13 protein-coding genes are annotated in these 13,169 nt (G+C 59.2%); 7 read left to right on the top strand and 6 right to left on the bottom strand.

Annotation, left to right across the window (positions count from 1 at the left end; all coding sequences use genetic code 11):
• Nucleotides 1-277: hypothetical protein (locus B3Q33_RS01870; RefSeq protein ID WP_286826665.1), on the bottom strand; the 277-nt coding region annotated here is incomplete at its 3' end.
• 117 nt (nucleotides 278-394) lie between these two features.
• Nucleotides 395-1,312 carry a sterol desaturase family protein gene (locus B3Q33_RS01865; protein ID WP_272974491.1) on the bottom strand — a complete coding sequence of 306 codons (918 nt, stop codon included), beginning with the start codon at nucleotides 1,310-1,312 and terminating at the stop codon, nucleotides 395-397.
• A gap of 96 nt (nucleotides 1,313-1,408) precedes the next feature.
• Here B3Q33_RS01865 and B3Q33_RS01860 point away from each other — a divergent pair, with 96 nt between their 5' ends.
• The 3 genes from B3Q33_RS01860 to B3Q33_RS01850 all read left to right on the top strand — a co-directional run bounded on the left by B3Q33_RS01860 (nucleotide 1,409) and on the right by B3Q33_RS01850 (nucleotide 4,372).
• Entirely contained in the window at nucleotides 1,409-2,323 is a 915-nt protein-coding gene (locus B3Q33_RS01860; protein WP_272974490.1) for a LysR family transcriptional regulator, read from the top strand.
• Nucleotides 2,324-2,380: 57 nt separating this feature from the next.
• Complete coding sequence (locus tag B3Q33_RS01855; RefSeq protein ID WP_272961476.1) at nucleotides 2,381-2,896, top strand: FxsA family protein; 516 nt, start codon at nucleotides 2,381-2,383, stop codon at nucleotides 2,894-2,896.
• Between the two features lie 150 nt (nucleotides 2,897-3,046).
• On the top strand, nucleotides 3,047-4,372 hold the full coding sequence (locus B3Q33_RS01850; protein WP_272974489.1) for a Na+/H+ antiporter family protein: 1,326 nt from the start codon (nucleotides 3,047-3,049) through the stop codon (nucleotides 4,370-4,372).
• Between the two features lie 79 nt (nucleotides 4,373-4,451).
• On the opposite strand, the gene B3Q33_RS01845 is transcribed toward B3Q33_RS01850, so the two are convergent.
• From B3Q33_RS01845 to B3Q33_RS01830, 4 genes are all read right to left on the bottom strand, one after another.
• Nucleotides 4,452-4,730, bottom strand: a complete 279-nt coding sequence (locus tag B3Q33_RS01845; RefSeq protein ID WP_272974488.1) for a hypothetical protein — start codon at nucleotides 4,728-4,730, stop codon at nucleotides 4,452-4,454.
• A 159-nt stretch (nucleotides 4,731-4,889) separates the two neighbouring features.
• Nucleotides 4,890-5,909, bottom strand: a complete 1,020-nt coding sequence (locus B3Q33_RS01840; RefSeq protein WP_272961479.1) for an AraC family transcriptional regulator — start codon at nucleotides 5,907-5,909, stop codon at nucleotides 4,890-4,892.
• Nucleotides 5,910-6,034: 125 nt separating this feature from the next.
• A complete protein-coding gene (locus B3Q33_RS01835) occupies nucleotides 6,035-7,192 on the bottom strand; it encodes a fatty acid desaturase family protein (RefSeq protein WP_272974487.1) in 1,158 nt (385 codons plus the stop codon).
• 64 nt (nucleotides 7,193-7,256) lie between these two features.
• Nucleotides 7,257-8,375 carry a ferredoxin reductase gene (locus B3Q33_RS01830; RefSeq protein WP_272974486.1) on the bottom strand — a complete coding sequence of 373 codons (1,119 nt, stop codon included), beginning with the start codon at nucleotides 8,373-8,375 and terminating at the stop codon, nucleotides 7,257-7,259.
• A gap of 302 nt (nucleotides 8,376-8,677) precedes the next feature.
• On the opposite strand from B3Q33_RS01830, the gene B3Q33_RS01825 reads away from it, so the two are divergent.
• From B3Q33_RS01825 to B3Q33_RS01810, 4 genes are all read left to right on the top strand, one after another.
• Entirely contained in the window at nucleotides 8,678-9,325 is a 648-nt protein-coding gene (locus B3Q33_RS01825; RefSeq protein ID WP_272974485.1) for a TetR family transcriptional regulator, read from the top strand.
• A 234-nt stretch (nucleotides 9,326-9,559) separates the two neighbouring features.
• Entirely contained in the window at nucleotides 9,560-10,429 is an 870-nt protein-coding gene (locus tag B3Q33_RS01820; protein WP_272974484.1) for a MaoC family dehydratase, read from the top strand.
• Between the two features lie 427 nt (nucleotides 10,430-10,856).
• A complete protein-coding gene (mnmH, locus tag B3Q33_RS01815) occupies nucleotides 10,857-11,960 on the top strand; it encodes a tRNA 2-selenouridine(34) synthase MnmH (protein ID WP_272974483.1) in 1,104 nt (367 codons plus the stop codon).
• Between the two features lie 328 nt (nucleotides 11,961-12,288).
• On the top strand, nucleotides 12,289-13,161 hold the full coding sequence (locus B3Q33_RS01810) for a putative selenate ABC transporter substrate-binding protein (protein ID WP_035246602.1): 873 nt from the start codon (nucleotides 12,289-12,291) through the stop codon (nucleotides 13,159-13,161).
• Nucleotides 13,162-13,169: the final 8 nt, after the last annotated feature.

Below are 13,169 nucleotides of genomic sequence, written 5' to 3'. Positions count from 1 at the left end.
AAGGGTGAGCGTAGCGAATAACTCCTCTCATGAGGGGCGAACCGCTTATGAACGCGGAAATCATCTGGAGGATGATCAGTCGTCTCAAGGGTCGATAGGTTTCAGAAAAGAATGCGGGAACGGATATTTCTGTCGCCTCGCTTCGCTCGGTTCGCCCCTCGAGAGGAGCTCCTACAGCGGTTTCGTAGACATGCCGTCGTAAAGTACCAGGCTCACCATCTACAGGAGCGTCGCAGAAATCCTGGCGCATCCGGTCCCCGGTTTTATCTTTTCGCAACTCGCTCCTCGTCACTCGAGACTGATGTTAAAAAGCCCCGCCAGGCTATCCCCGGCAGGGCGCGAAAGATCCCGTGCTCTCCCGCAACGAGGCGCTACAACATCAGCGCGGTAACTGTCAGGCCGCTTTCGCCAATTTTTCTTCGCGCTTCTTTTTGGCTTTCGCCGCCCCACCCCGCATGTACTGGCGCACATCCCAGAAGAAATAGCGTTTAAGCACGCTGTTGGCCTCGTCATCCTTCTGGCGCCAGCCGTAGACGTCAGGCTTTTGCTTTTCGATGGCCAGGGTGCCGAAGATCAGCCAGTCGTAGATCGCCAGCGTGGAGGTCACATTCTTGGCGGAATTGGGGCCACGGGAATGGTGGTGGTGATGCTGGGTCGGGAAGGTCAGCACATGGGCCAGCGCCCACATGGTCTTGCGCACCCAGGCCCACTGGTGATTATGGAAGTAGAGATCCCAGTTCCAGTTCACATGGGTCTGCGCGGCCCAGATGCCCTTGATGGCGGTGCCGACCAGAAACACTTCCACCAGGCCCAGATACAGGCACACCAGCTGGAAGGTGTAATTCGGCATGATCAGCCACCAGGCCCAACCATTCACAAAGGTCTGGGTCACTGACAGTTGGCCCCTGTTGTCCTGGCCACCAGCCAGATGGTGGGGACGATGGCTCATCTTGTAGAACGCCTGCACCCATTGCAGGAAACGGTTCTTCGGTCGGCGGCTATGGGCAAACAGGTGAAATGCGCCGTGAATCAACTCTTCAATGCAGAAGAAGACGATCAGTGTCGGCCAGAAATACTGCGCTTCCAGCCAGGCCAGAGAACCGGCACTGCCGGGAAACAGCCGGGAAAGCCCCAGCGTCAGGAGCAGCAACACCAGGGGGCGCTGCACGGCCACCATCATGAAGGTGGCCAGAAAAGCGATTTTCCAGTCCTGCCGGGTCTTTTTACCGTCGCGGGTGCGGCCGGCCACCAGCTCCCAGATTGCTGTCAGAATGATGAATACCGTTACAAAGGCGGTCAGTTGCTGATCCATTGTTATTCTCCGGTTTAATCCTGTCGTTGCGCACACCCCAGAAAATAACCAGCTGGCACTCCTTTTCATAATTGATATTTGATATAAGTAATATCCATGAAGCTGAACTTACGCAGTATCGACCTGAACCTGCTTCCCGTCTTCGCTGCCATCATGGAGGCTGGGCAACTTTCGCGAGCCGCCGCCCAACTGGGAATGAGTCAGCCGGCCATCAGCGCGGCACTGCAGCGCCTGCGCCACACCCTGGACGATGATCTTTTCGTGCGAACCCGCCAGGGTATGGAACCCACTCCCCGCGCCCGGGAATTGCACCTGCTGCTCGCTCCCCAACTGGCGTCCCTGGGCGATGTCCTCGATCCTGGCAACCGCTTTGATCCCGTCAGCAGCCAGCGCCATTTCCGGCTACTCAGCGCGGATTATTTCGAGATGGTGATGCTGCCACCGCTACTGCAGCGCATTCGCCACCGGGCACCTAACGTGGTGCTGGAAATCGCCCCCGCCGGCGACAACATGGCCGAGATGCTGCACAAGGCCCATGCCGATCTGGCCGTGGATGCTTTCGTGCAGGAAGACAGCCGACTCCACCGTGAGGTCCTGGTGGAAGAAAACCTGGTGGTGGTGGCGCGCCGAGGCCACCCTCTCTTCAAAGGGCGCTGCAGTAAATCACGATTTCTGGAAGCCGAGCATGTGGTGCTGCCTGATCGCAACCGCCGCCTGCCGCTGGACCAGATTCTCAACGCACCAGGCTGGCAGCGCCGCACCGGTGCCCGGGTGACCCAGTTTGCCAGCATGCTGGCCGTCTGCGCCCGCTCGGACATGATCGCCACCGTTCCAGAACGCCTGGCACGCCATTACGCCAAGGCGCTGCAACTACAGGTATTGCCTTTCCCCGTGTCGATCCCCCCGGTACCGATTTATATGCTCTGGGCCGAAGCCCAGGAACGTGACCCCGCCCATCGCTGGCTGCGCCAGCAACTGACCGATTCCCTGGCCTCGGAACCTGCCCCTTGAATCCCTGTCCAATTAACACCATCTTGAGACACATATACCTCTGACACAGGACGCCCCATGGGTTTCGGTCGCATTTTCTTCTTCATCTTCGGTTTTGCCCTGCTGGAAGTGCTGGTACTGGCGAAGGTGGCCAACCTGATTGGCTGGCCGATCACTATCGTCGCCACCGTAGTTACTGCCCTGCTGGGTAGCTACCTGTTCCGCCGCCAGGGGCTGGAGACCTGGATACGTCTCAACCAGCGTATGCAACAGGGCGACATGCCCGGCCAGGAAATGGTGGAAGGGATCATGCTGCTGCTCGGCGGCGCCCTGCTGATCACCCCCGGCTTCATCACCGATGCGGTGGGCTTTGCCCTGCTGCTACCAGGTTCACGCCGTGCCATGGCTCGCAAGGTCATAGAGAAAGGCACCCTGCAGGGCTTCACCACCATGCAGGGCGGCGGCTTTACCTATACCCAAACCCGCTATACCCAACACCAACAGGGCGCCAACCCCTTCCAGCAACCACCCCGCCAAAATCACGATGGCAATGTGACGATAGAGGGGGAAGCGCACCGCACCGACGACCGGTAACCTCACCATCTTGTCAGGTAGACCACCAGCGGCAGCTTACCCTGCGCGCGCCGAAGGTCGGCGTGCACCGCCCCAGGGTTAGCACGCCTTCCTCCTCCCCTGCTAAACTCCGCGCCTGCAACCCGACCCAGCCCGCCCGGCGGAGGCGCCATGAACCCGTTACTCAACCCCATCGTCTGGTCCGTGATTCTGCTCATGGGACTGAGTATTGCGCGCATGAACGTGGTGTTGGCGCTATTGTGCGCGGCGCTGGTGGCGGGCATTGGTAGTGGACTGAACCTGGAAAACACCCTTGCAGCCTTTGGCGATGGCCTGGGGGGCGGCGCCAATATTGCACTGAGCTATGCCCTGCTCGGCGCCTTTGCGGTGGCCATTGCCCGCTCCGGCATCACCGAATGGTTAGCCGCACGGATCATCGCCCGACTCGGTCGCGCCCCGGCCCCGGACCAGCTGCGCCTGATCCGTACCCTGCTACTCACGGTACTGCTGGCTGCCGCCATCATGAGCCAGAACCTGGTGCCCATTCATATCGCCTTTATCCCCATCCTGGTGCCGCCGTTGCTGGAGGTGATGCACCAGCTGCGCCTGGATCGACGACTGGCCGCCTGCGTACTCACCTTCGGGCTGATCACGCCCTACATGGTGTTGCCGGTGGGCTTCGGCAGTATTTTCCTGCATACCCAGCTCGGCCCCAGCCTGGCAAAAGCCGGCCTTGAGATTCCCAAAGGAGAACTGCCGCTAGCCATGCTGCTGCCCGCGGCGGGCATGGTGGTGGGTTTGATTCTGGCGTTCATTCGCTATCGCAAGCCCCGCGATTACCGGCCGGTAGAGCTCCCAGGTGAAGAACAACACGCCTCGCTCTCGCCGCGCAACGTCATCGTCGCCGCCATCGCCCTGGCCGCCGCCTTGGCACTACAGCTTTACAGCGACTCCATTATTCTCGGTGCCCTGGTGGGATTTCTGGTGTTTACAGCGGGGGGTGTAGTGCCCTGGCGGGAATCCCAGGATGCCTTTACCCAGGGCGTGAAAATGATGTCCCTGATCGGTTTTATCATGATTGCCGCCAACGGCTATGCCGCGGTGGTAGGCGCCAGCGGGCAGGTGCCGGTGCTGGTGGAAAGCGTGACCAGCGGCCTGCAAAGTCCACCATTGGCGGCGGCGCTGTTATTGCTGCTCGGCCTGTTTGTGACGCTGGGGATTGGCTCGTCGTTCTCCACCATTCCCATCATTACCACCCTGTATGTGCCGCTCTGTCTGGCACTGGGGTTCTCCCCGCTGGCTACCGCCGCCTTGGTCGGCAGTGCTGCGGCACTGGGTGACGCCGGCTCACCGGCCTCGGACTCTACCCTGGGGCCCACCGCCGGCCTGAATGCCGATGGCCAGCACGACCATATCCGCGACACGGTGATTCCCACTTTTATTCATTACAACCTGCCACTGATCGCCGCAGGCTGGCTTGCCGCCATGGTGCTCTGAATAGAGAGTCCGCTACCTTGACCGTTGAAGCCTTTTTCACAAAGCTTCAACGAACAAACAACAAAGCGACAGCTCCGGATTACTTGCTCTTCCACATCCGGGCCACCGCCTTGTCACTGCCCAACAGGCCCACCACTTCACACACCAGGCCCACCGCCAGAAAAACAGCAACGGGAATCAGCCCGCCATACAGTTCAGCCACCAGTGTTGCTGCCATGGCCCCGGTGGCAAGCACCAGAAACAAGGTACCCACCACGATCAGGATTTTTCGGTGCGAGGGGCGATAGGCATAGTTGTCATCACCGGATTCAAAAGGGTTGAGAATGGGGGAGAAAACTTTGCGCAGAGACTCTTTCACTGATTCACACCGATTAACAGTTTTGATAGATGCCTCACGACCCGGTGAGGCGAAGAATAACGGCACCATCGCAGGGTGACGCACGAAATTTTCTACGACAAATCGCAAAAAGGCGCCACTGGCGCCTTTCTTTTGCTTTCAACTTTCAACTCGCATCGCTCAACTGTTTTCCGCCGCGTCTTCTTCCGCCTTCAGCTTGCGGTACTCAATCGGGGTCATACCGACCCAGCGTTTGAAAGCCCGGTAGAACGTGGACGGTTCCGAGAACCCGGTGAGATAGACGATTTCATCGATGGATTCTTCGGTGCCGGCGAGAAGGCGTTTGGCCAGACGGCAACGATAGTCAGCGACCAGCTGGTTGAAGTTGGTGCCGGCATCCGCAAGGCGAGTGCGTAACTGACGGGCCTTGATACCCAGGCGTTCGGCCACTTCTTCCAGGTTGGCATGACCGGATTCCAGCAGCTCACCGATCAACCGGTTGACCTGGGCCACCAGGTCCTGCTTTTCCAGCCGCGCCACCTGCTCACTGGCGAGCTGTTCATGCAGGTGCAGCAGTTCCGGCTCGTGGTGGGCTGACGGCAAATTCATGACCCGGGCATCGAAGTACATGCCAATGCTCGGCATGTCGAATTTCACCGGGCAGTCGAACAGACGTTCGTATTCCAGTTTGTCCGCATGGCGGGTATGACCAAAGTGCACCTCCAGCGGCTCGAAGGCCCCGTCGGTAACAAAGCGGAAAAATTTGATCACGCCCATCATCATGCATTCGTTGAGATGACTGAGGCGTTTGCTCCAGATCATCTGCTTGAGGAAGACTCGGTCGCCTTCTTCAAACAACTCTCCCTGGGCGGCATCGGACAGCAGGCGCTGGTAATCCAGGGCTCGCTTGAGGCCTTCGCCAAAGGTGGGGCTGGAAAGGAACAGGTATTCGAGCACCTGGCCCTTGTAGACCGGAATATGCTCACCCAGATGCAGGCCGATGTGTTCATCACCGGACACCTTCTCCAGGGCCTGCCAGAACCATTCCTGGGCGTCATGGGGCGTACGCAGGTCCGGCACCTGAAGGATGGATTTGTCGAGACCGACTTCTGCCAACACGGCATCGGCATCAATACCGGCGTTTATCATGGCCTTATAGGCCATTCGCAACAGCACACCGGAATCTGTCATTTCTGCCATGCGTTCTGCCTTGTCCCCAAATAAAAAAAGCTACTCTCAGATCGACTGAGAGTAGCATAAGGATGGCAGGGCCGGAACCAGCGCAGGACCGGCCCGAACCAGGAGATCAGACCACCTTGAGGCTATCAGGCAGCCTTGCGTGTCTCTGACTCAGGTTCACGGGTCAGGGACACTACTTTGGCGCGCAGACCATTGAGCGGGCCCTTCTTGCTGCCGCCTTCCGTTTTGCTGGGCAGGGACAGCTTGAAGATCCGTTTCCAGACGCTCAGGGACTGCTTCACGAAAGAGCCGGTGTTGTACGGCAGGCCATGTTTTTCACAGATGGCACGCACTTCAGGCGCAATGCGGGCGTAACGGTGAGCCGGCAGATCGGGGAACAGGTGGTGTTCGATCTGGAAGCTCAGGTTGCCGCTCATCACGTGCATCAGACGGCCACCTTCGAAGTTGGCCGAACCAAGCAGCTGACGCACATACCACTGGCCACGGGTCTCGTTCTCGATCACGGACTCGGGGAACTGCTCCACCTCTTCCGGGAAGTGACCGTTATAGATCACCTGGGAAGACCACAGGTTGCGCGCCACATTGGCCGCCATATTACCGGCGAACACGAAGGGGGCGAACGGTCCCGCCAGGGCCGGGAACAGCAGGTAGTCCTTGACCAACTGCTTGCGCATCTTCTTCCAGGTCGGCTTGAATTCGGCCTTCACCTCTTCCTTGGTCTTGGTCTTGTAGATCAGGTAGTCCTCCAGCTTGAGGCTCTGAATCGCCACAAAATGCTGGAAGAAGGTCGCCAGGATACCTGCCAGGATCGGGTTGAACAGGAAGCGGGGTTCCCACTCCTGGTCTTCCGACATGCGCAGGATGCCGTAACCAATGTCATGATCCTTGTCGAGCACGTTGGTGAAAGTGTGGTGCTCGAAATTGTGGGTCTGCTTCCAGGCTGTGTTGGTGCAGGTGTTGTCCCAGTCAAAGACTTTGGAGTTGATGGCCGGATCGCCCATCCAGTCGTACTGGCCGTGCATCACGTTATGGCCGATTTCCATGTTGTCCAGGATCTTGGAGGCAGACAGACAAGCCACACCCGCCAGCCATGCCGGCGGCAGGAAACCCGCCATCAGCAAGCCGCGACCGGCCACTTCCAGACGACGCTGACGCTTGATCAGGGTGCGGATATAGGTGGCATCTTCTTCGCCCAGGTCCGCCATTTCACGATTACGGATGACGTCCAGTTCCTGGCCAATGGTCTCGAATTGTTCGGCGGTCAAGTTGCTGAAAATACTCATGTGCTTTCTCCTTAAACCCGGTTTGAAGATTCGTCTCGGGACGCTTCGGTTTGGGTGAATCCGTTTAGATGTCGAGGGTCACCGTGCCCACCGGCACGCTGATGCAAATTTGAATGTCTTCTTCGCCACTGGTGATCTCGCCGGTGCGGATATCGCGCACTTCACCGGCCGTCTTGCGGCAGGTACAAGCGTGGCAGATACCCATGCGGCAACCGGATTCCGGGGTAAGCCCGGCGGACTCGGCCTGTTCCAGCAGGGTGGCGCCATTGTTGATGGCCATTTTTTCGCTCTGTACGAAGCGCACTTCGCCTTCGGCGCTGTCGCTTTCGATCTGCGGCGTCGCCAGGGTGAACTGCTCCTTGTGCAAACGCTCTGCCAGGCCATCCTCTTCCCAGACTTTTTCCACCGCAGCCATCATCGGCGGCGGACCACACAGAAAAGTGGTTGTCTGTGCAAATTCCGGCGCAGCAATGTACAGATGTTCACGGGAAAACAGGCCGGAAAGTTCACCTTGTTCACCTTCATCATTGAAGCAGCGCACCAGGGTCACGTTGTCGTGAGCCCGCGCAATCTCATCCAGCTCGCTGGCGTAGATCATGTCGGCGGCGCTGTTGGCGTAATGCAGGAAGGTGATCGGGCCGCTGAAGCCTTCGTCACACAGGGTGCGCAGCATGGACATCACCGGGGTGATACCACTGCCGCCACTGATCAGCAGCACCTGCTCCGGACGCTGTGCCGGCAGGGCAAACTCGCCGTCTGCCTGGGACAGCAGCACTACGTCGCCAGCGCTCAGCTGTTCACGCAGATGGCGGGAAACAAAGCCGTTGGCGTGCACTTTGGCGGTCAACTCGATGCAGCCGTCAGCGCGGTGCAGGGAGTTGGCCGGTGAATAGCAGCGAGTCTGACGCTTGCCATCAATGGTGACGGAAAGCTGGACAAACTGACCGGGAACAAAGCCTTCCCAGTTGTGATTGGGACGCAGGGTCAGGGTCACGCTGTCATTGGTCAGGTAGCGCACGGCTTCAACCTTGGCGCGCACCTCATTAACGGACCACAGCGGATTGAACACTTCCAGATAACGGTCGACGCCATGGGGATAGGAAAGAATATCCGCCACACGGGACTGCAGCAGGCGGGTGAGGCCTTGCTGAAAACGGCTGGAGGTCTGTGTCATTGCGTTCATTGGGTTCATCCCTGTAAGTGAACAGTTGTGCTCATTATTCACAGACCCACTATTTACGTCAACACCTGTACACTTAAATTTGTAAACGCCTGCATTATCATGCAGTTACATATGTTTTTTTCGCACCAGTTGCATCACGGCCCTACAACGAGGAGAATTTACAGCGTATTTTCAGGGTCTGTTGGTGTCTGAAGCCCGCCACCACCCCGGCACATTCCTGCCCGGCCAGCCGGCAACAGGGAAAAGACACTGCCGGCCAGGCCTGACCAGCGACCTGAATCCCAATGCAGAGGCGACCGGTAATGACCAAGGAAACCACCAGCAGAGCCCGCAAGCCGAAACGGGGCCAGACCCGTGAAGCTCTGATGGCGGCGGCGCTGGATCTGGTCGTCAAGAAAGCCCCCTTCTCCAGCCTCAGCCTGCGCGAAGTGACCAAGCGAGCCGGCGTGGTCCCCACCGCCTTCTACCGGCATTTCCCGGACATGAGCGCCCTGGGCCTGACCCTGCTGGATGAATCTTTCCGCACCCTGCGCCATATGATGCGCCAGGTCCGTCAGGAAGAGCTGCCCAACGAGCGCATGCTGCGCGGCTCCCTGGAGGTGTACTTCAACTATGTCCGCAACAACCGCGCCCACTTCCTGTTCGTCTCCAAGGAACTGGCCGGTGGCACCCCCACCATGCGCAACGCCATTCGCCGGGAAATCCGCATGTTCACCAACGAGCTGGCCATGGACATGGCACGCTTTCCGTTTCTGAACCATGTGAATGCGGAAGACCTGCAGATGATGGCCGGGCTGGTAGTCAACAATGTGACGGCCCTGACCCAGGAAATGCTGGAACTGGAAGAAGACGACGAGTTCGGTCAGAACCAGGTGCTCGGCACGGCGGAAAAGCAGCTGCGGCTGATTTATTTCGGCGTCGGCTTCTGGAAGTCCAAACCGGATCAATGATCCCCGGGCTTGCGGCCCTTTCCTCCCGACAGCAAACCTCCATCACAGTTTTCTTTTCGTGTGCTTTAGTCCCTATCCAGCCTGTCTGCGCGGCCAATAGCGTGTCGCCTGCCCTGCTCTATACTCCTTCCGTGTCGTCGTTCCATGATCTTTACGCCTCTGCCTGTCACAACGCAGGGACATAAAGATCATGGGTCTGAGACCACCACACGACCAACGGGAAAGGATCGAGTAATGAGTGAGGTAAAATTCCGCGAACTGCGAAATGCGCCCCCCATGGTGATCAACTTCGCCAAGGCGGTCCTGCGCGCCACCGTGAAGCCGGGCAGCAACCCCACCCTGCCGGACATCGGCCTGCGTCTGAACGACGTGGCACTGGACGAAAAACACCTGGCGGCCTACCGCAAGGTCTGTGGCTTCGCCGCCGACGGCAAGCTGCCGGTGACCTACCCACACATGCACGCCTTCCCGCTGCATATGGCCCTGATCCTCAGCGACGGCTTCCCGTTCCCGGCCATGGGCCTGGTGCACGTGCGCAACAGCATCACCCAGTACCGCCCGATCAGCGAGCGCGAGCAGCTGAACGTGAAGTGTTTCCTGGGCAACCTGACCAAGGTAGACAAGGGCTACGAGTTCTCCATCTTCACCAGCATCAGCACCGGTGGTGAGCGCGTCTGGGAAAGCGAATCGGTGAACTTCTTCCGCAGCGGCGGCGGTAGCAGCAGCAAGAAGAAAGATGCGCCCAAGCCGCAGCCGGCCACCGATACCGTGGAATGGAAGGTTCCCGGCGACACCGGCCGTCGCTACGGCGCTGTCTCCGGTGACCGCAACCCGATTCACCTGTACCCGCTGTCCGCCAAGCTGTTCGGCTTCAAACGCCAGATCGCCCACGGCATGTGGTCCAAGGCCCGCTGCCTGGCCGAGCTGCAGAACCAGCTGCCGGAAGAAGCCTTCACCGTGGATGTGCAGTTCAAACTGCCCATGTTCATCCCCGCCACCGTGAAATTCGAGAACAAGCCGGCAGACGGCGGCAGCGACTTCCGCCTGCTCGCCAAGGACGGCATCAAGCCGCACCTGGCCGGCCAGATCCGCCCGGCGGAGTAATAGTAGCTACAAGCTTGAAGCCACAAGCTGCAACGCGGGCAGGGCCTTGCTAATCACATAGCGCCCTGCCCGCGTTTTTTGTGGGTGGCTTGCAAAGAACAGTAGGAGCGTCGCTCACGGCGCGATTCGAACCTTGCCGTAGGTTGTTGATGTAGGAGCACCTCTTGAGGTGCGAACCGAGCGAAGAGAGACGACAAAGATCAAAGTCCGTCCGCCATTCTTTCTGGAACCTGTCGAGCGCTGATATCCCTGATCAGCCTGCGGCCGATTTCCGCGCAAGCGCGGTTCGCATGTCGCAGATCCCCTGGGGGGCAAGCATAGCTCCTACAGCGGCTTCGTAGAAATGACGAGGTCCGGGGAATTTTCCAGCCTTTCCCTTTCCTACAAGCGTGGCTTGTAGCTTGTAGCTGTTCTAAACTCGCTTCCCATGCGCAACGACACCGACGATTTCCTGTCCCTCTTCCTGAACGGCACGCCCCTGCTGGACGTGCGTGCCCCTGTGGAATTTGCCAAAGGCGCCTTCACCGGTGCCGCCAATATCGCCCTGATCAACGACGACGAACGCCACCAGATCGGCATCTGCTACAAGCAGCATGGCCAGCAGGCGGCCATTGATCTGGGTAACGAACTGGTCAGCGGAACCGAGCGCGAACAGCGCATGCAAGCCTGGCAGCAATGGTGGCAGGCCAATCCGAACGGTTATCTGTATTGCTTCCGGGGCGGGCTGCGCAGCCAGACCACCCAGGCCTGGCTGCGTGAAGCCGGGATCGATGCGCCGCTGGTTACCGGTGGCTACAAGGCCATGCGCCGTTTCCTGCTCGACGAGATGGAAGCCTGCATTGCCGCCCTGCCCTTCGAGATCCTCTGCGGTCGCACCGGTTGCGCCAAGACCCGGGTCATCGAAAGCCAGACCAATGCCGTGGATCTGGAAGGGCTGGCTCATCACCGTGGCTCTTCCTTCGGCCGACGCCCCGGCGGTCAGCCCACCCAGATCGATTTCGACAATGCCCTGGCCATCGCCATGCTCAAGCAGCGAGCACAGAGCCCGGCCAGGGTATTGCTGGAAGACGAGAGCAAACTGATCGGCCGCTGCCACCTACCCTTTTCCCTGCAGGACAAGATCAGCACCTGCCCGCGCATCATCATCAACGAGACGCTGGAATCCCGGGTGCAGGTGACCCTGGAAGATTACGTGGTAGGACCGCTGGAAGAATACCGCCAGCACTTTGGCGAAAAGCAGGCTCTTCACTATCTGGGGGAAGAGCTGCTCGCCGCCATGGACCGCATCCGCCGCCGCCTGGGCGGACTGCGCCACCAACAGCTCCGCCAGCAACTGTCCGAAGCTCTGGCCGTCCAGGCCATCAGCGGTGACACCGGACTACACGAAGACTGGATCCGCACCCTGCTCAGCGACTACTACGACCCCATGTACGACTACATGCTTTCCCGCCGGGAAGGGGACATTGTGTTTGAGGGTAGCCGCAACGAGGTCATGGCGTTTCTGGAAGAACGCCAGACGCCAGACGCCTGAAACCCCAAGCGACTGTTGGAGTCTTGCTCGCAAGGCGAATAATCCGCAGAACCTATTGGCGGGCATTCGCCTTGCAAGCAAGGCTCCAACGAAAGGCGGAGGGGAATTATCTCCCCGGTTTGCCTCCGAAGCCTCCGTTGGAGCTTTGCTCGCAAAGCGAAGAGCTACCGCCTTGCAAGCAAGGCTCCAACAGGGATTTCTCTTCCGGGCTGCGTTGTACACTGGTATCCAGCACCCGGCGCTCTATAATCACCTTGTCGTGTCTGGCCGGACCCTCGACGGAATGTCCACTTTGTCCGGTAAGCCTCCCTATTGAACGGAGTCAACAATGCGTTTCAAGCTTCTTGCCGCCCTGTTTGCAGCACTGCTGCTCTCTGCCTGTAATGAACCCCACACCGGGACCTTCGTTTTCACCGCCATCCCTGATCAGGATGAATCGCAACTGGAAAAACGCTTCGGCGTGGTTGCCCTCTATCTGGAAGAAAAACTGGGCGTGCCGGTGAAATATGTGCCGGTGAAGTCCTATGCCGCTGCCGTCACTGCCTTCCGCAATAACGAAGTGCAGATGGCCTGGTTCGGCGGTCTGTCCGGTGTTCAGGCTCGTCGCCTGGTGCCCGGCTCCCAGGCCATCGCCCAGGGCCTGGAAGATCCTGACTTCAAGTCCTACTTCATCGCCAACACCAGTACCGGCCTGACTCAGTCCGATACTCTCCCCGAGTCCTTTATCGATCAGCCGTCCTTCACCTTCGGCTCCAAGGGCAGCACCTCCGGGCGCCTGATGCCGGAGTTCTACCTGCGCGAGACCTTCAACCAGGCCCCGGACCAACTGTTTGATAAAGTCGGCTTCTCCGGCGACCACAGCGCCACCATCGCCCTGGTACAAAGCGGCGCCTACGCTACCGGCGCGGTGAATTACAAGGTATGGGAGCGCGAGCTGGAAGAAGGCAAGATCGATACCAGCAAGGTACAGGTGATCTGGGAAACCCCCGGTTATCCGGACTACCACTGGACCGTACGCGGCGATCTGAATGACAAGTTCGGCGACGGTTTCAGCCAGCGCGTCACCGAGGCCCTGCTGGCCATCGATGACCCGGTATTGCTGAATGCGTTCCCGCGGGAAAAATTCATCCCCGCCAGCAATGACGACTTTGCGCCCATCGAGGAAACTGCCGAAGCCATCGGCCTGCTGGACGCGCAGTAACAGGATCG

The sequence above is a fragment of the Alcanivorax sp. UBA3183 genome (assembly GCF_002364155.1).
Classification (GTDB): domain Bacteria; phylum Pseudomonadota; class Gammaproteobacteria; order Pseudomonadales; family Alcanivoracaceae; genus Alcanivorax; species Alcanivorax jadensis.
This window is presented reverse-complemented; position numbering and strand designations above follow the sequence as displayed.